Source organism: Hoeflea sp. YIM 152468 (genome assembly GCF_029210485.1).
Taxonomy (GTDB): Bacteria; Pseudomonadota; Alphaproteobacteria; order Rhizobiales; family Rhizobiaceae; genus Hoeflea.
The window spans coordinates 264,046-281,262 of the sequence record NZ_JARGET010000003.1; the positions used below are offsets into that span (position 1 = coordinate 264,046).

The following is a 17,217-nucleotide window of genomic DNA, read 5'->3' on the forward strand; positions in this document are numbered from 1 at the left end:
GCTGCCTCATGCGGGCACTGGCGCATCATCGCGCATCAGTCCATCGGCTTTCAGCTCCGCCCAAAGCGCCGAAGGAATACTGGCCCGGGCAGCGTCCAGATTGGCCTCCACCTCGGCCACGCCCTGCCCGCCGGGAATCACCGAAACCACGGCCGGATGGCACAGCGGGAACTGAAAGGCGGCGTCGACCATGCGCACGCCGTGGCGTTTGCAGACGGCATCAATTCTCGCCACCCGGTCCAGAATATGCTGCGGCGCCGGGTCGTAATTGTAAAATGCGCCGGGTTTGGCGCCGGTCGCCAGCACGCCGGAATTGTAGGGGCCGCCGATGATAATGCCGATGCCGCGCTGCACGGCCAGCGGCAGGAAACTCTCCAGCGCCTGCTGCTCCAGCAGCGTATAGCGCCCGGCCAGCAGGAACAGATCAAAATCGCCGCGCTCGGCCATGCTCTGACACGGCTGCCATTCATTGACGCCGGCGCCAAAGGCCTTGATCACGCCCTGGTCCCGCAATGACAGCAGCGCCTTGTAGCCGCCGGCCATGAACTCGTCGAGCTTGGCGTCGAGCGCTTCCTGACTGCCGTGGTTGAATATGTCGAGGTCATGGGCAAACAGGATGTCGATGCTGTCGACGCCGAGCCGCTCGAGCGAAAACTCGACCGACCGCATCACCCCGTCATGGGTGTAATCATACACCTCCTTGCGTGCCGGGACTTCAAAGAACTTGCCGATACAGTCGCGTTTCTCGCCCGGCTCACAACGCCTGAGCAACCGCCCAACCTTGGTTGACAGCACATAGTCATCGCGCGGTTTGTCACGCAAGAAGCGGTTGACCCGGGTCTCTGACAATCCGAGGCCGTAAAGCGGTGCAGTATCGAAATAGCGCACACCGAGATCCCAGGCTCGGCTCAGCGTCGCATGGGCCTGGTCGTCGCTGATCGCCCGGTAGAGATTGCCAATCGGAGCGGCGCCAAAACCGAGCTCGGTAAATCTCACTCCGCCATTGCCAATCCGGTCCCAGTGCCGTGTCTTCAATTGCATCTGCGCCTCCCTGCCTGCTAACATGCTAGTATATTTGCCAAGCGGCTGCATAGCTTTGATTGAGGCTTGCGGCAAATGTGGGGATTGATTTGAGCAAATTCAAGAATGTGTTCGGACCGGGAAAACCGGTGATCGGAATGGTGCATCTAGGGGCCTTGCCGGGGTCACCGCTGCATGACTACGAGGCGGGCCTCGATGGCCTGGTCACAGCGGCGAGAGCCGATGTGACGGCGCTGCAAAATGCCGGGTTCGACGCCATCATGTTCGGCAATGAAAATGACCGGCCCTATGAGTTCAAGGTAGACATCGCGTCGACCGCCACCATGGCCTATGTCATCGGACAGTTGCGTGGCGAAATCAGGGTTCCCTTCGGCGTCAATGTGCTGTGGGACCCGATCAGCTCGATCGCGCTCGCTGCCGCGACCGGCGCCGCCTTCGTGCGCGAGATCTTTACAGGATCCTATGCCAGCGACATGGGACCCTGGACGCCCGGTGCGGGCGCGGCGATGCGCTATCGCGACCGGATCGGCCGCAAGGATCTGGCGATGCTGTACAATGTCTCGGCCGAGTTCGCAGACAGCCTCGACCGCCGTTCCCTGCCCGACCGGGCGCGCAGCGCGGTGTTCTCGTCGATACCGGACGCGGTGCTGGTTTCGGGCCAGATCACCGGCGAGGCAGCGGCGATGTCCGATCTCCAGGCTGTCAAGACTGTGCTGCCGGACACGCCGGTGCTGGCCAATACCGGCGTCAAGCATGCTACCATCGCCGACATACTCAGGGTCGCCGACGGCTGCATCATCGGCTCGGCACTGAAGATCGACGGCGATACCTGGAAGGCTGTCGACCCCGAGCGGGCGAGTGACCTGATGCAGCGCGCCCGCGCAGCGCGAGGCGGTGCATGATGCGGCGGCGTTTGCGGCAGGATCTGATTGATCTGATGATGACGCCGGGCCTGTCGGGTCATGAGGAGCGGGTCGCCGCGCTGGTTCGCGCGCGCCTGTCGCAAGCTGGCGTCGCCAGCCGGGTCGACCGGATGGGCAATGTAATCGCCAGTCTCGCGGGCAACCCGGATGCGCCTTCGGTCATGATCTTTACCCATATGGACCAGCTCGGGTTCTTCGTCCGCAGGATCGAGGCCGACGGATTAATCCGGGTTGAACGCATGGGCGGCGTTTCCGAGCGCGCGATGGCGGCACAGGTCGTCACCCTTTGCATCGGCGAAGGCCGCGACGTCACCGGCATCATCATCAACAAGGCGCATCATGCCACCGGACCGGACGAAAAATACAAGGTGGTGACGGCTCCGGATATATTGATCGACACCGGTCATGGCGACAAAGAGGCGGTCGAAGCCGCCGGTATCCGGATCGGCACGCCGGTTGTCTACCAGTCCCGGGTGATCGAGCTCGCCGGGGACCGGATCGCAGGTCCGTCCGTCGATGACCGGGCCGGTTGCGCGGCGCTGCTGGAAATCGCCCGCGGTCTCATCGAACGCAGCGGCGGCCCGACCGTGCATGTGGTGTTCAGCGTTCAGGAAGAGTTCAATCTGCGCGGCGCGCTGGTGGCGGCGCAGGCGCTCAAGCCGGACATCGCCATCCAGATCGACCTGATGCTTGCAACCGATACGCCGGATATGGCCGAACGCGGCGAGATGAAGCTCGGCGGCGGCCCCGGCATCAGCCTCTATTCCTTTCACGGCCGCGGCACGCTGAACGGCGTCATCCCGCATCCATCGATGGTGACGCTGTTTGAGCAGACTGCAGAACGGCTCGGCATGCCGCTGCAACGCTCGGCCCAGGTCGGTGTGCTGACAGATTTGTCCTACGTGCAACTGGTCGGCGAAGGCGTGGCGTCGATCGATATCGGCTTTCCCATGCGGCACTCGCACTCGACGGTCGAATGCTGCGATCTCGCCGACGTCGAAGCCATGGCCAAACTGGCGCTCGCCGCCATCAGCGGCATCGGCGCCGATTTCAAGCTGACCCGGGAGATCTGAGGACATGGGGTTCACGCTGGGAATCGACATCGGCACATTCGAATCCAAGGGCGTCCTGGTGGAAGACGGCGGCCGCATTGTCGCGCAAGCCTCTTGCAGCCATGAATTGATCGTGCCGAGGCCGGGATGGGCCGAGCACCGCGCCGAGCAGGATTGGTGGAGCGACTTTGTCACCATCACCCGCGGATTGCTCGGCGACAGCGGCATCGACCCCCCGGAGATACGGGCTGTGGCCACCTCGGCGATCGGTCCGTGCATGCTGCCGGTGGACCGCGACGGCGCGCCGCTGATCAATGCCGTGCTTTACGGTGTCGATACCCGCGCCGGCGACGAGATCGCCGACCTCAACCAGGCCATCGGCGAGGCGACAATCCTCACGCGTTGCGGCAACGCGCTGACCGCGCAATCGGTCGGCCCGAAAATACTCTGGTTCAGACGCAATCATCCCGAGCTTTGGGCCAGGACCGGAAAAATTCTGTCGTCGACCAGTTACCTGACCTTCAAGCTGACCGGAGAACAGGTGATTGATCATTACACGGCGGCGAGTTTCTCACCGCTCTACGACATCGCCAGACAGGACTGGTGTTTCGATCTGGCTGATATCTGTGCGCCGGAATTGCTGCCCAAACTGATGTGGTCGACAGAAATCGCCGGTCATGTACAGGAGAGTGCGGCTGCCGAGACAGGTCTTGCCGCGGGAACGCCGGTGATCTGCGGCACCATCGACGCGGCGGCGGAGGCGGTCAGCGTTGGCGTCAACGCCCCCGGCGACATGATGATGATGTACGGATCGACGATCTTCATCATCTTGCTGTCGGACACAGCCTTGTCGGACGCGCGGCTGTGGCATGCGCCGTGGCTTTTTCCTGGCCAACATGCGGCCATGGCAGGGCTTGCCACTTCGGGCACCCTGACACACTGGTTCCGCGACCAGTTCGCCAGCGAGCTGCCGCGCGACAGCGCCTTTGCCATGCTCACCAGGGAGGCGGACGCTTCGCCGCCGGGCGCCAAGGGGCTCCTCTGCCTGCCCTATTTCTCCGGCGAACGCACGCCAATCCACGACAGCCATGCCAAGGGATGTTTCTTCGGGCTCGATCTCACGCATAATCGGGGCGACATGTACCGCGCGGTGCTGGAGGGTATTGCCGCGGCCACGCGGCATATCGCCGACACCTATGCCGAGGCCGGGCGGCGTCCGGCCCGCGTGCTGGCGGTGGGCGGCGGCACCCGGAACCGCCCCTGGCTGCAGGCCACCTCTGACATTACCGGACTTGACCAAATCGTCTGCGAGGTGACCACCGGGGCCTCCTATGGTGACGCATTCCTGGCCTCGCTGGCTGTCGGAAGCGCTGAGCCGGGCGACATTACAACATGGAACCCGGGCGCCAGAACGATCAAGGCCGAGCGCCATGTCGCCTATGAGCGGCAATATCCGTTGTTTCTGAAGCTCTATGAGCAGACCCGCGACATCATGGCAGCGCTGGATAAAGGCCGATGACCCAGTTCCGGGAAGCACTGCTGGAAATCGGCATGGTGGTCGAAGCCATCAAGCCGCAGGATATCGAGCGGGCGACGGCGTTGATCGCTGCCGCCAAAACCATTGTCGCCTATGGCTGCGGTCGAGAGGCGTTGCAGGTCAGGGGGCTGACGATGCGGCTCTTCCACCTGGGCCTGAGCGTTTCGATGCAAGGCGACATGACGACACCGCCGCTGGGACCGGGCGACTTGTTTTTGTGTTCCGCCGGGCCGGGCGAGCTCGCAACGGTTACAGCCTTGATGCGCGTGGCCAGGGATGCCGGAGCGAAGACCCTGTTTCTGACCGCCGAACCTGACTGCGAGGCAGCAGGCCTTGCCGATCTGGTGGTTGAAATTCCGGCGCAAACGATGTCCCGGGACATTGGCGGCGGCTCGATCCTGCCGATGGGATCGGTCTACGAGGGCGCGCTGTTCCTGCTGTTCGAGATCATGGTTCTCCGGCTGAAGGACCAGCTTGGCGAAACCACCGAGAGCATGCGGGCACGCCACACCAATATGGAGTGACGCGGATGACGGCCCACCACACCGGTTAAGGCCGCGACCTATTTCACCGCGCCTGCGGCCATTCCCTTGATGATAAAGCGCTCAAGCACGATCCCTATGACGATCAGCGGCACGATCGCGGCAAAGGAGAGAGCCGCCATCGACCACCAGCTGATGCCCTGACTGCCTGTCTGGCTCGCCACCATCACCGGCAGCGTGTTGGCATGGGTCGAGGTCAGGAGCGCGGCAAAAAAATACTCGTTCCAGGTCAGCACAAGCGAAAGAATGAAAGCTGCGACCATGCCCGGAAGGGCGATCGGCAGGACGATGGTGGCAAAGGCGCCCCAGATCGACAGCCCGTCAACCAGCGCCGCTTCTTCCAGTTCCTTGGGAATGCCGGCGAACTGGTCGCGCATGATCCAGATGACGATCGGCAGCACGGTGAGCGTGTAAAGCAGGATCAGGCCGATGCGGGTATCAAGCAACGCCAGGGATTTGTAGAGCACCAGAAATGGCAGCGCCAGCACCACCGGCGGCAGGATCAGCTGGCTGAGAAAAAAGAAGGAGATATCCGAATTGCGCATAAAGCCGAAGCGATAGGAAAACCGCGACAACCCGTAGGCTGCCAGCGACCCCAGACCCACCGCCAGCGCCGAGGCCGAAAGCGCGGTGATCACCGAATTGTAGAAGCGTTTGACGAATTCGTCGCGCACGGTGGAGTCAGCCCAGATCGTATCCGGCGAAAGCCCGAGTGACCGCCAGCCAAGCCATTTGGGCTGGTAGTCCCAGAACGGGATCAGATTCCCCCGCATCACGTCGGGGGCCATTTTGAACGAGGTGGTGATGGTCCAGTAGATCGGGAACAGACAGATGATCGCCCACAATATCAGCGCGGCATAAACCGCAACCCGGCCTGAGAACCATTTGGCCTTGTGCGCGAAGTCATCGGGGCTGTCATAAAAGATCTGCTGGCTCATCTCAATCCTTGTCCTTGCCGTTCAGTATCGCGGCCGCGCCCAGCGGTCGGTCAGTTTCATGAGCAACGTGATCGCAATCACGATGACCACCAGATAGACCATCGCCAAGAGCGTGCCGTAGCCGACATTGGAGCGGTCGCGATATTCGCGGAAGATGAAACTGGTGACGCTGTCGGTGGCCCCGCCGGGGCCTCCGGACGTCACATTGATGATGATGTCGGCAAGCTTGAGCTTGAAGATGACACGGATCAGGATCACCGTGATCGAGACCGGCAGCATCAGCGGAAATGTGACTTCCCAAAATCCGCGCCAGGCGCGGGCGCCATCGACCTTGGCCGCCTCCTGAATGTCCTTGGGAATAGCCTGCAGGCCGGCCAGGATCATGATCATCATGAAAGGTATGTAGGTCCAGGCGTCCATCACCATGATGGTGAAACGCGCCATCTCCGGTGAGCCGAAAAACGATGGCGACTCCCAGCCCAGCTCACGCGCCAGCCGCGCCAGGGGGCCGAAACGGACTTCCATCATCGACTTGCCGATCATCCAGCTGACCGCCACCGGCGACAGCATCAGCGGCATCAAGAAGGCCACCCGGAAAAACTTGCGGGCGCGGATTTGCGAATTCAGCAGCAGCGCCAGTCCGAATGCAATGGCGTATTCGACGATGATGGCGAGCGAGTAGCGCACCATGTTGGCGAGCGCGTTCCAGTAGAAATCATCGGTCCACATCTGACGGATATTATCAAGACCGTTGAAGGTGCGCCCGGTCGGCGAGGACAGGTTCCAGTCCGAAAACGCAATCACAAGTCCGAACAGCAGCGGAAACACCACCATCGATATCACGAACAGCGCCGCAGGCAGCACAAACAGAACCCGCTTGCCCCGCTCGCCGCGGATCAGCACCTGACCCCAGCACAGACAAATTGCCCACAGCACATAGGCATACAGCGTCGGCCGCCAGGTCGAGAAGCCGAAAACGACGTGACCGGTTTCCTGCAAGGTTTGCGCGAGCGCGATCACGGCCAGGAACCCGGCAGAGCCCCAGATCATGGCCCGACCGATCGCCATCCTCCGGCCGGAGAGATTGTCGGTGGTGACAACGTGAAGGTAATCGCCTTGCTCGACCAAATGCGTGCATCCCGAATTGGACAAAAACGCCGGCGGATGTCGCCGCCGGCGGTCGGGTCAGAGTGGTGGATTTACATGCCCAGCGACGCCTTGTAGAGCGCGATCTGGCTTTCCCGGCCGATCTGGTCGGTGATCTTCTCCCAGGCCGCCGCAATGGCATCAGCGGTTTCCTGAGCGGAGCCATACTGACCGGCAAAGCCCTTGGCCAGTTCATCCTCGGCCACCGAGTAGTACTGGAAGATGCCGGGAATACGCGGTTCAATCGCCGAATTGGGGTGATTGTAGCTGTCGGCGTTGGAGCCGAGATAATCCTCGACGAAGGCCCGGTCATAGCCGGCAGCTTCCCACTCCTCGTAGTTGAAGTGGCTGTTGCGGTAAGGCTGGAAGCCGGAGGGATAGGCCGAAGTCCACAGCGAAAGATCCTTGCCGCCGAGATGTGCGGCTGCTGACCAGGCGGCCTTGTGCTTCTTCTCGTCGCCATCGACCCGGGCCATCACGTAAACGCCCCAGCCGATATAGGCCATGTTGGGCGCCTCGTTGGCTGTGGCTTCCCACTCACCGGTTTTGGAGTTGTAGACCTCATCGGAGCCCGGCAGGATGCCGAAGCTGACCACATCACCCACCACCGAGGTGTCGGAGGTGCGCGCCGAGGAGCCAACATCACCCCACCAGGCAATCGACGAGCCGGAGCCGGCAAGGAACTGCGAGAACGCCGTCGTCCCCGGATCGGCATTGATCTGGTCGGCCGGATAGGCGCCGTCGACCGCGATCAGATCCATCACTTCCTGGATGGCGCGGACGAAGGCCGGGTTGTTGACCCGCGGCTTCATGGTGTCGGAATCAAACAGCCACGCCGGATCATCGGGATGTTTGGCGTAAGCGGTGGCGCGGTCTTCAAGGAAATAGAAGCCGAAGCCGCCCCAGCCCTTGAGCGGGTCGAGGAATCCGTGCGCCTCAAGCCCGGTGAGCGGGTCCTTCTTGCCGGCGAGGAATTTCGAATGTGCCTGCACATCCTTCCAGGTCTTGGGCGGGGCCCAGTCGCCTTCTCCGCCCGCGTCTTTCCAGGCCGCAGCGAACTCCTCGTTTTCGTAGTAATCCTTGCGGTAGGCGAAGGTGTGGCAATCGCCATCGATCGAGATCCGGTAGGTCTTGCCGTCCCAGGTGCCGACCGGCGCCTTGAGGTAACCGACATAGTCGTCCATGTCGATCTGGGCCTTGACCCAGTCCGGCATTTCCGATGCCAGCCCCTTGCCACAGACGTCGCCTTCGAACGGTGCGCCCATCTCGATGATGTCAAAATCCACCGTGCCGGTGGCAATCGACTGTTGCAGACGGGCATTGTAATCGGCCTGGGCCAGGTCGATCCAGTTGATCTTGGCGCCGGTGTAGGCTTCCCAGGGCTTCAGGAAACCACGGAACAGGAAGTTGTGAAGGTTCTGGTTGTTCAGCCCCATGAAAGTCAGCTCAACGCCTTCGAATTCTCCTTCGGCGACACTGGCCTTGGTGGCCGCCAGGCACATCTCGCCGACCTTCTGCCAATCAGCATCGGTCGGCGATCCGGCGCCGACGCCCGGAATTTTCAGGATCGCGGCGCGCACATCATCCTGCGCAGCAGCGGTTTTCACGCCAAGTCCGCCCATGGCGGCCATTCCACCGACCGCGGCAGCGCCTTGCAGCAGCCGGCGTCGGCTCATGGCCACCCTGACTGCATGTTCAAACAGTTCAACTTTCATGTAACACCTCCCTAGCGTTATCCGCTCCTCATGCGGTCCGGACCAGGGAGGCAATCCGACCATTGTTTGGTCGTTGAACGCCTTGATCTTCCCAACGGCCGGGTCCGGAACAACCGGACAGACAGAAAACATTTCACCCTCCAGAGACGCTGTCAAGCGCCTAACATGCTAGCATGACTAGGCGATAGACAGCGCCATGAACGTGGGTTACCAATTGTTGGAAGCAGATCAACAAACCACGGGGGCGGCATGGCAGACGTTAGGATCGAGAAACTCTACAAGGCCTACGGGTCAGTGGAAGTCATCCATGGCGTCGATGTAGACATCCCCGATGGCAGGTTTGTCGTGCTGGTCGGACCCTCCGGATGCGGCAAGTCAACCCTGCTCAGAATGATTGCAGGGCTTGAGGGCATTTCGGCAGGCTCGATCAGCATTGGCGGCCATGTGGTCAACAACCTACCGCCGGCCGAGCGCAACATCGCCATGGTGTTTCAGAATTACGCGCTGTACCCGCACAAAACCGTTGCGGCCAACATGGGATTTGCGCTCAAAATGCAGCGTATGCCAAAGGCAGAAATCGACGCACGCGTTGACACTGCAGCCGAAATTCTTGGGCTCAAACCCTATCTCGACCGCTATCCGCGCGAGCTCTCCGGCGGCCAGCGTCAGCGCGTGGCCATGGGACGGGCGATCGTGCGGGAACCGAAAGTATTCCTGTTTGACGAGCCGCTGTCCAATCTTGACGCCAAACTCAGGGTGCAGATGCGCGCCGAAATTCGCGAATTGCACCAGCGGCTGTCGACCACCACGGTCTATGTGACCCACGACCAGATTGAAGCCATGACCATGGCAGATCAGATCGTGGTGATGCGGGACGGCCATATCTCGCAACAAGGCGCGCCGCTGGATCTTTATGACCAGCCAGCCAACGTGTTCGTCGCCGGCTTCATCGGCTCGCCGTCGATGAATCTGATCGAAGGCGTTGTCTCCCGCGACGGCGGATCGCTGAGGCTGGACGCGCAGGGCGTATCACTGGCCGCACCGGATCGCGCCGGGATGGAAGAGGGCCGCAAGGTTGTCTTCGGCATCAGGCCAGAGCATCTCGAACTCGATGAAACCGGCTTTGAGGCAAAGGTCGCGGTGGTCGAGCCCACCGGATCGGAAACCCATCTGGTGCTCCGGGCTGCAGGCCGGGACATCATCGCCGTGTTCCGAGAGCGCCACGCCTTCCGGCCGGGCGATACGATCCGGTTGAAACCACGCCCGGAGATGGTGCACATGTTTGACGCAGAAAGCGGACTACGGCTGGATTGACCCAACCGGCGCAGCAAACCGGCAAAGCCGGCGCCCGGGAAGAAAAGCACGAAGGAGGATTGCATGCTCAAGGGACTGGACCCGCGATTGAACGCCGAGGTGCTCTACGCGCTTCGCGCCATGGGCCATGGCGATACGCTGATTGTCGCCGACACCAATTTTCCGTCCGATTCCATCGCCCGGCAGACTGTCGTCGGCGATCTTCTGCGGATGGACAATCTGACGGCGGCGGAAGCCGTCGAGGCCATCCTTTCGGTGCTGCCGCTCGACACTTTTGTCGATGACTTTGCAGGCCGCATGGAGATCGTCGGCAATCCCGGGGAAATTCCCCCGGTGCAAGCGGAAGTCCAGACCGCGATCGATGCGGCCGAAGGTCAGCCGCGCCCGATGGTCAGCATTGAACGCTTCGCCTTTTACGATCTGGCCAAACAGGCCTATGCAGTGATCCAGACAGGAGAACGACGGTTCTATGGCTGTTTCATGTTGCGCAAGGGCGTCATCCCGCCGGAAGGGTAGAGGCAGCACCATGACAAATGTGGTCATTCTCGGCGTTTTCGTTGCCGACACAGCCTACCGTGCCGCCCGTGCCCCACAGATGGGCGAAACCATCATGGGCGAGAGTTTCAAGCTGGGGCCCGGCGGCAAGGGATCCAACCAGGCCGTGGCTTCGGCCAGAGCCGGGGCCGAAACCCACTTCATAACCCGGCTTGGGCGCGACACCTTTGCCGAAATGGCGCTCAAGACCTGGGCGGATGCGGGCGTCACGCCTGCGGTCACCCAGCATGATGACGGCTACACCGGTGCTGCCTACATCTTTATCGAGGCGGCAACCGGCAACAATGCGATTATTGTCTGTCCCGGCGTGGCCGGCTCGATTTCCCCGACCGACATTGTTGCGCACAGCGATCTGATCGGACAGGCCACGGTATTCGTCACCCAGCTCGAACAGCCGATGGATGCGGCAATGCAGGCCCTGCAAATCGCCCGGACCGGCGGTGCAATAACCATTCTCAATCCGGCGCCCGCGGCCACCCTGCCCGACGGCATGCTGGCGCTGTGCGATTACCTGACCCCCAACGAAACCGAAGCCGAAGCCCTGACCGGCATCGCTGTGACCAGCCTCGAAGACGCCACCGTGGCGGCATCGGCGTTGACCCGAATGGGGGCCCGGGCGGTGGTCGTCACACTGGGCGAAAAGGGTGCGCTTTACCATGCCAATGGAAAGAGCGTTCACGTGCCGGCTTTCAATGCCGGCCCGGTGGTCGAAACCACCGGCGCCGGCGATGCCTTCAACGGCGGCTTCGCGGCGGCGCTGGCCTCCGGCATGGATCCGGCCGGCGCCGTCAGGTTCGGCTGTGCCACTGCCTCGATTTCGGTCACCCGGCCAGGCACGGCCCCCTCGATGCCGTCGCTCACCGAGATAACCGAGCTTCTGGCGCGCCAGTGATGGCCGGCCCATGGCGTCACGACCCTTGGTAAGGTGACGCCGACAGGGCACCTCATCCAGCATGCCTTGTCATGACGTCGGACCGCTGATCCGGGATACAGCCCGGCACTTGATCGCATGGCTCGGCCAGCAGTGGCAATTCACCGGTCTCGACACAGGAACGCTGCCTGAAACACGGTCAAATGCCCAAACGATGACTTGGTTTGACGACACATGAGACCAGGCGGTCTGACCCCGATGGAAACGGGCGGACATAATATGCTAGCTTTGATTCATGATCCGGGAACCAGCATCATGGCTGGCCAGCGAGGCCGACAGACGATGATTATGCACCACAATCTCTATCTGATTGCGCTGTCGATCATCGTTGCCATTCAAGCCAGTTATGTCGGTTTAAACCTCGCCCTGCGGATCCCCGGCGCCTTCGCGCTCAATCGCCGGGCTTTGATCGCGGCTTCGGCAATCACCCTGTCTGTCGGTATATGGAGCATGCATTTCATCGGTATGCTGTCGATGGATATGGCTGCGGACGTCGACTATCTGGTGCTGCCGACATTGCTGTCCTTGCTGCTTTGCGTGCTGGTGACCGGCATTGCCGTCTATCTCGCAAGCCTGCGATCCCGGCACCTGCTGATATTCGCGGCGGGTGTGATGGGGCTGGGGATAGCCACGATGCACTATGTCGGCATGATCGCGCTGAATTCCAGTGCCCGCATGACCTATGATCCGGTCTATGTCGTTGGCAGCTTTGCAATCGCGGTGACAGCCTCGGGTCTGGCGCTGTGGTTGGCATTTTCGGCTGAACGGCGGCCGCCGCTTTTCCTTTGCGCCACCTTTCTCGGCTGCGCCGTGTCCGGAATGCACTACTCAGCGATGGAAGGCACCAGTTTCGATTTTTCTTTTGCGGCGCAGGGCGCGCCGACCTCGTTCATGTCGAGCGATACCCTTGCGGTGATTGTCAGTGTCGTGGCCTTTGCGATTTCCGGAATCTTCATGCTGACACTGGTGCCGAAGCGAATGGCGAACACCAGGAACCATGCCGGCCTGAAGGCGGGAGAAGACAATACAGATGATTTCAATGACGCCGTGCTTGATCACACCAAGGGCCTGGCAAGGCCGGTCGATGCCACAGCCAGCGCCACGGCGGATATGGTTTCGGACAATCTGCTGCCGATCGAGAAGAACGGAAACCGGTTTCACATCGCTGCCAGCGAAGTGATCTCGGTGCATGCCAACGCCCATTACACCTATGTCTTCAACGGGCGCGACGACCTTTTCTGCACTCTCTCGATCAGTGACATTTTCGAGCGCCTGCCAAAGCCCGAATTCTACCGGACCCATCGCAGCTATATCGTCAATCTCGCCCATGTGGACCGGGTGAAGAAATCCGGTGATGCCGCGATTGCGGAGTTGAACTCGCCGGTGCGGCGGACGGTGCCGATCAGCCGTGCCCGCGTGGCCGATCTTCGACAGCAACTGGCCGCGTATCAGACCCGCGCACATACCGGCGTGCTCTGAATTTAGGTCACCATTGTTGACGCAGTTCGTGCAGATATACCGTATTTCATGCAAATAAGCGGCGTTCATGCAACCATGGCTGGTTTGCAGCACTGCAATGTCCTCTTGTGTGAGCAATTGGCCGCCCGTCGGGAAATCAGTTCTCCAGCTCATTGAATGACAGGGTTTGAATTGCCAAGCTTTGGGAGGAGCTAGAATGATACCAGGCACATTCGATTACCATCGTCCTGCGACCATTGAAGATGCGGTGGCCCTGCTATCCAGACTGGGCGAGGACGCCAACATCCTCGCGGGCGGTCACAGTCTGATCCCCCTGATGAAGACTCGGCTGGCTTCGCCGGACCATCTTGTGGATCTTTCCGGTATCGGCAACCTCAAGGGCATCAAGGTCGAGGGCGACACCCTCATCATTGGCGCCATGACCACGCAATTCGAGTTGATCGCATCGGAGGCGCTTGAGCGGCATGTTCCGATCATTGCCGAGACGTCGCGGCTGATCGCCGACCCGCAAATCCGCTACAAGGGGACATTCGGCGGCAATCTCGCCAATGGCGATCCCGGCAACGACATGCCGGCTCTGATGTTGTGCCTGGGAGCGACCTATTCTGTGACCGGCCCGGAAGGCAGCCGTCAAATCGCGGCGCGCGACTTCTACCAGGGCGCCTATTTCACCTCACTTGAGCATGGCGAGATCCTGACCTCGGTCAGCATCCCGATTCCGGCCGCAGGGCACGGCTATGCCTATGAAAAGCTCAAGCGCAAGGTGGGCGACTACGCCACGGCAGCGGCTGCCGTTGTCATCACCATGGCCGACGGCAAGTGCACCAGCGCCTCCATCGGCCTGACCAACGTCTCCGATACCCCGCTTCTCGCTTCCGGCGCCGCCGCCGCACTGGTGGGCACCAGCCTCGACAGGACATCGGTCGACGCCGCCGTGCTCGCCGCTGAAGTGATCACAAGCCCGGCGTCCGACATGCGCGGACCTGCCGCGTATCGCACGAAAATGGCAGGCGTCATGGTGCGGCGCGCGCTTGAGCGGGCTCAGTCCCGCGCCAAAGGTTGAGGGGGAATTCCAATGACAAAATCGCATATCGAACTGACGATCAACGGCAAGAAGGTGGAAGCGCTGGTTGAACCGCGCACCTTGCTGATCCACTTCCTGCGGGAGCAGCAGAACCTGACCGGCGCCCATATCGGCTGCGATACCGGCCATTGCGGCGCCTGCACCGTCGATATGGACGACATGTCGGTCAAGAGCTGCATGACATTCGCAGTGCAAGCCCATGGCACCGAGATCACCACCATCGAAGGGGTCGCCCATGCGGATGGCACGCTGAGCGCGCTGCAGGAAGGGTTTCGCATGATGCATGGCCTGCAGTGTGGCTTCTGCACGCCCGGCATGATCCTGCGGGCGCACCGTCTGCTGCAGGAAAATCCGACGCCGACCGAGGATGAAATCCGGCATGGCATCTCCGGCAATCTTTGCCGTTGCACGGGCTACGTCAACATCGTCAAGTCCATCCAGTATGCCGCCGCGAAAATCAACGGGACCCCGTTCCAGGAGGCCGCAGAATGAACGACCAGACCAAGATTGATCAGGACCGCGCCGAGCGCACCGAAAAACTCCAGGGCATGGGCTGCAAGCGCAAGCGGGTCGAAGATGTCCGCTTCACGCAAGGCAAGGGCAGCTATGTCGATGACCTGAAACTGCCCGGCATGCTGTTTGGCGATTTTGTCCGCTCGCCCCATGCGCATGCGCGAATCAAGAGCATCGACACCAGCCGTGCGAAAGCTCTGCCGGGCGTTGTTGCGGTGCTGACCGCCGCCGATCTCAAGCCGCTGGGTCTGCATTACATGCCGACATTGGCCGGTGACGTGCAGGCGGTTCTGGCTGAAGAGAAAGTGCTGTTCCAGAACCAGGAAGTGGCCTTCGTCATTGCCGAAGACCGCTATATTGCGTCGGACGCCACGGAACTCGTCGATGTCGAATACGAAGCGCTGCCGTGCATCGTCGATCCGTTCAAGTCGATGCTGCCCGACGCGCCGATCCTGCGCGAGGACATTCAGGATAAGATGGAGGGCGCCCACGGCCCGCGCAAACATCCCAACCACATTTTCGAATGGAAGATCGGCGACAAGGAGGCCACAGACGCGGTCTTCGCCAATGCCGATGTCACGATCAAGGAAATGCTGGTCGATCACCGCACCCATCCCTCGCCGCTGGAAACCTGCCAGTCGGTGGCCTCCTTCGACAAGGTCAAGGGCGAGCTGACACTTTGGGGCACCTTTCAGGCGCCGCACGTCATTCGCACCGTTGTTTCGCTGATTTCAGGCCTGCCGGAGCACAAGATCCACGTCATCGCGCCCGATATCGGCGGCGGCTTCGGCAACAAGGTCGGTGCTTACGCCGGCTATGTCTGCTCGGTTGTCGGCTCCATCGTGCTGGGCGTGCCGGTCAAATGGGTCGAGGACCGGATGGAGAACCTCTCGGCCACGTCGTTTGCCCGTGATTACCACATGACCACCGAACTTGCCGCCACGAAGGACGGCAGGATCCAGGCCATGCGCGTGCATGTGCTGGCCGACCATGGCGCCTTTGACGCCTGCGCCGATCCGTCGAAATGGCCCGCCGGGTTCATGAACATCTGCACCGGCTCCTACGACATCCCGACCGCGCATCTGGCGGTTGACGGTGTCTATACCAACAAGGCGTCGGGCGGTGTGGCCTATCGCTGCTCGTTCCGCGTCACCGAAGCCGCCTTCGCCATCGAGCGGGCGGTGGAACTGCTGGCGCAGAAGCTCGGCATGGATGCGGCGGAGTTGCGCATCAAGAACTTCATCAAACCCGAGCAGTTCCCCTACCAGTCGGCGCTGGGCTGGGAATATGACAGCGGCGACTATCACACCGCCATGAAGAAGGCGATGGACACCATTGGCTACACCGAACTGCGCGAAGAGCAGGCGAAGAAACGCGAGGCCTTCAAGCGCGGCGAGACCCGCGAGCTGATGGGTATCGGCATCTCGTTCTTCACCGAGATCGTTGGTGCCGGGCCCGCCAAGAACTGCGACATTCTCGGCATCGCCATGTTCGATTCCGCCGAAATCCGCATCCATCCCACCGGTTCGGTGATTGCCCGCATGGGCACCAAGAGCCAGGGTCAGGGCCACGAAACCACCTACGCCCAGATCATCGCCACCGAAATCGGCATTCCTGCCGACGACATCATGGTCGAGGAAGGCAACACCGACACTGCGCCCTATGGTCTTGGCACCTACGGCTCACGCTCCACACCTGTCGCCGGTGCGGCGACGGCGGTCGCGGCCCGCAAGATCAAGGCGAAGGCGCAGATGATCGCCGCCCACATGATGGAGGTACATGAGGGCGATCTGGAATGGGATGTCGACCGCTTCCGGGTCAAGGGATTGCCGGAGAAATTCAAGACCATGAAGGAGATCGCCTGGGCAGCCTACAATGCGCCTCCACCGAACATGGAGCCGGGCCTTGAAGCGGTGAACTATTACGAGCCGCCGAACATGACCTATCCATTCGGCGCCTATTTCTGCGTCATGGACATCGATGTTGATACCGGTGTCGCCAAAACCCGGCGCTTCTACGCGCTCGATGATTGCGGCACGCGGATCAATCCGATGATCATCGAGGGCCAGGTTCACGGCGGTCTGACCGAAGCCTTTGCCTGCGCCATGGGCCAGGAAATCCGCTACGACGAGCAGGGCAATGTCATGGGCGCGTCGTTCATGGATTTCTTCCTGCCCACCGCCGTGGAGACGCCTCACTGGGAAACCGACCACACTGTCACCCCGTCGCCGCACCATCCGATTGGCGCCAAGGGTGTGGGTGAAAGTCCGCATGTCGGCGGTGTGCCATGTTTCTCCAACGCCGTGAATGATGCCTATGCTTTCCTCGGCGCCGGTCATATCCAGATGCCGCATGATGCCTGGCGTCTCTGGACCGTCGGCGAGAAGCTGGGTCTGCACACATAGGGTCAGGAAGCCGCCGGTGAAAATTCCTCAGGAAAAGGTCGC

Annotated in this window: 15 protein-coding genes; 11 read left to right on the forward strand and 4 right to left on the reverse strand. The window is 61.4% G+C overall.

Features of this window, described 5'->3' with window-relative positions; translation table 11 throughout:
• Positions 1 to 6: 6 nt before the first annotated feature.
• Positions 7 to 1,035, reverse strand: a complete 1,029-nt coding sequence (locus tag PZ897_RS01555; protein WP_275749315.1) for an aldo/keto reductase — start codon at positions 1,033 to 1,035, stop codon at positions 7 to 9.
• 95 nt (positions 1,036 to 1,130) lie between these two features.
• Here PZ897_RS01555 and PZ897_RS01560 point away from each other — a divergent pair, with 95 nt between their 5' ends.
• Genes PZ897_RS01560 through PZ897_RS01575 form a run of 4 tightly spaced genes read left to right on the forward strand, consistent with a single transcriptional unit; the run spans position 1,131 to position 5,077 of the window.
• Positions 1,131 to 1,943, forward strand: coding sequence for a BtpA/SgcQ family protein (locus PZ897_RS01560; RefSeq protein ID WP_275749207.1), 813 nt, complete (start codon positions 1,131 to 1,133; stop codon positions 1,941 to 1,943).
• The gene (locus PZ897_RS01565) at positions 1,940 to 3,037 is read left to right on the forward strand and encodes a M42 family metallopeptidase (RefSeq protein WP_275749208.1); all 1,098 of its coding nucleotides are present in this window, start codon (positions 1,940 to 1,942) and stop codon (positions 3,035 to 3,037) included. Before PZ897_RS01560 ends, PZ897_RS01565 begins: the two co-directional genes overlap by 4 nt.
• Positions 3,038 to 3,041: 4 nt before the next feature.
• The gene (locus PZ897_RS01570; RefSeq protein ID WP_275749209.1) at positions 3,042 to 4,535 is read left to right on the forward strand and encodes an FGGY-family carbohydrate kinase; all 1,494 of its coding nucleotides are present in this window, start codon (positions 3,042 to 3,044) and stop codon (positions 4,533 to 4,535) included.
• Positions 4,532 to 5,077, forward strand: a complete 546-nt coding sequence (locus tag PZ897_RS01575; RefSeq protein ID WP_275749210.1) for a 6-phospho-3-hexuloisomerase — start codon at positions 4,532 to 4,534, stop codon at positions 5,075 to 5,077. Before PZ897_RS01570 ends, PZ897_RS01575 begins: the two co-directional genes overlap by 4 nt.
• Before the next feature lie 38 nt (positions 5,078 to 5,115).
• Here PZ897_RS01575 and PZ897_RS01580 read toward each other — a convergent pair whose 3' ends face one another.
• The 3 genes from PZ897_RS01580 to PZ897_RS01590 all read right to left on the reverse strand — a co-directional run bounded on the left by PZ897_RS01580 (position 5,116) and on the right by PZ897_RS01590 (position 8,894).
• Positions 5,116 to 6,033 carry a carbohydrate ABC transporter permease gene (locus PZ897_RS01580; RefSeq protein WP_275749211.1) on the reverse strand — a complete coding sequence of 306 codons (918 nt, stop codon included), beginning with the start codon at positions 6,031 to 6,033 and terminating at the stop codon, positions 5,116 to 5,118.
• Positions 6,034 to 6,054: 21 nt separating this feature from the next.
• On the reverse strand, positions 6,055 to 7,101 hold the full coding sequence (locus PZ897_RS01585; protein ID WP_275749317.1) for a sugar ABC transporter permease: 1,047 nt from the start codon (positions 7,099 to 7,101) through the stop codon (positions 6,055 to 6,057).
• A 131-nt stretch (positions 7,102 to 7,232) separates the two neighbouring features.
• Positions 7,233 to 8,894 carry an extracellular solute-binding protein gene (locus PZ897_RS01590; protein WP_275749212.1) on the reverse strand — a complete coding sequence of 554 codons (1,662 nt, stop codon included), beginning with the start codon at positions 8,892 to 8,894 and terminating at the stop codon, positions 7,233 to 7,235.
• Between the two features lie 249 nt (positions 8,895 to 9,143).
• On the opposite strand from PZ897_RS01590, the gene ugpC reads away from it, so the two are divergent.
• The 7 genes from ugpC to PZ897_RS01625 all read left to right on the forward strand — a co-directional run bounded on the left by ugpC (position 9,144) and on the right by PZ897_RS01625 (position 17,175).
• Complete coding sequence (gene ugpC / locus PZ897_RS01595; protein WP_275749214.1) at positions 9,144 to 10,208, forward strand: sn-glycerol-3-phosphate ABC transporter ATP-binding protein UgpC; 1,065 nt, start codon at positions 9,144 to 9,146, stop codon at positions 10,206 to 10,208.
• A gap of 63 nt (positions 10,209 to 10,271) precedes the next feature.
• Positions 10,272 to 10,724 carry an RbsD/FucU family protein gene (locus tag PZ897_RS01600; RefSeq protein WP_275749215.1) on the forward strand — a complete coding sequence of 151 codons (453 nt, stop codon included), beginning with the start codon at positions 10,272 to 10,274 and terminating at the stop codon, positions 10,722 to 10,724.
• Positions 10,725 to 10,734: 10 nt separating this feature from the next.
• Positions 10,735 to 11,655 (forward strand): ribokinase, encoded by a 921-nt coding sequence (gene rbsK / locus PZ897_RS01605; RefSeq protein WP_275749217.1) that lies wholly within the window; start codon positions 10,735 to 10,737, stop codon positions 11,653 to 11,655.
• 294 nt (positions 11,656 to 11,949) lie between these two features.
• Positions 11,950 to 13,173 carry an MHYT domain-containing protein gene (locus PZ897_RS01610; RefSeq protein ID WP_275749219.1) on the forward strand — a complete coding sequence of 408 codons (1,224 nt, stop codon included), beginning with the start codon at positions 11,950 to 11,952 and terminating at the stop codon, positions 13,171 to 13,173.
• 196 nt (positions 13,174 to 13,369) lie between these two features.
• Positions 13,370 to 14,236 carry a xanthine dehydrogenase family protein subunit M gene (locus PZ897_RS01615; protein WP_275749220.1) on the forward strand — a complete coding sequence of 289 codons (867 nt, stop codon included), beginning with the start codon at positions 13,370 to 13,372 and terminating at the stop codon, positions 14,234 to 14,236.
• Between the two features lie 12 nt (positions 14,237 to 14,248).
• A complete protein-coding gene (locus PZ897_RS01620; RefSeq protein ID WP_275749222.1) occupies positions 14,249 to 14,749 on the forward strand; it encodes a (2Fe-2S)-binding protein in 501 nt (166 codons plus the stop codon).
• Positions 14,746 to 17,175: an aerobic carbon-monoxide dehydrogenase large subunit gene (locus tag PZ897_RS01625; protein WP_275749223.1), complete on the forward strand. Its 2,430-nt coding sequence runs from the start codon at positions 14,746 to 14,748 to the stop codon at positions 17,173 to 17,175. Before PZ897_RS01620 ends, PZ897_RS01625 begins: the two co-directional genes overlap by 4 nt.
• Positions 17,176 to 17,217: the final 42 nt, after the last annotated feature.

Bases quoted from the DNA above. Each gene is read 5' to 3' on its own strand.
- PZ897_RS01570 (WP_275749209.1), top strand. From the start codon at position 3,042: ATGGGGTTCACGCTGGGAATCGACATCGGCACATTCGAATCCAAGGGC.
- PZ897_RS01620 (WP_275749222.1), top strand. From the start codon at position 14,249: ATGACAAAATCGCATATCGAACTGACGATCAACGGCAAGAAGGTGGAA.
- PZ897_RS01615 (WP_275749220.1), top strand. From the start codon at position 13,370: ATGATACCAGGCACATTCGATTACCATCGTCCTGCGACCATTGAAGAT.
- PZ897_RS01600 (WP_275749215.1), top strand. From the start codon at position 10,272: ATGCTCAAGGGACTGGACCCGCGATTGAACGCCGAGGTGCTCTACGCG.
- PZ897_RS01585 (WP_275749317.1), bottom strand. From the start codon at position 7,101: ATGGCGATCGGTCGGGCCATGATCTGGGGCTCTGCCGGGTTCCTGGCC.
- PZ897_RS01590 (WP_275749212.1), bottom strand. From the start codon at position 8,894: ATGAAAGTTGAACTGTTTGAACATGCAGTCAGGGTGGCCATGAGCCGA.
- PZ897_RS01575 (WP_275749210.1), top strand. From the start codon at position 4,532: ATGACCCAGTTCCGGGAAGCACTGCTGGAAATCGGCATGGTGGTCGAA.
- PZ897_RS01565 (WP_275749208.1), top strand. From the start codon at position 1,940: ATGATGCGGCGGCGTTTGCGGCAGGATCTGATTGATCTGATGATGACG.
- PZ897_RS01625 (WP_275749223.1), top strand. From the start codon at position 14,746: ATGAACGACCAGACCAAGATTGATCAGGACCGCGCCGAGCGCACCGAA.
- PZ897_RS01610 (WP_275749219.1), top strand. From the start codon at position 11,950: ATGGCTGGCCAGCGAGGCCGACAGACGATGATTATGCACCACAATCTC.
- rbsK (WP_275749217.1), top strand. From the start codon at position 10,735: ATGACAAATGTGGTCATTCTCGGCGTTTTCGTTGCCGACACAGCCTAC.
- ugpC (WP_275749214.1), top strand. From the start codon at position 9,144: ATGGCAGACGTTAGGATCGAGAAACTCTACAAGGCCTACGGGTCAGTG.
- PZ897_RS01580 (WP_275749211.1), bottom strand. From the start codon at position 6,033: ATGAGCCAGCAGATCTTTTATGACAGCCCCGATGACTTCGCGCACAAG.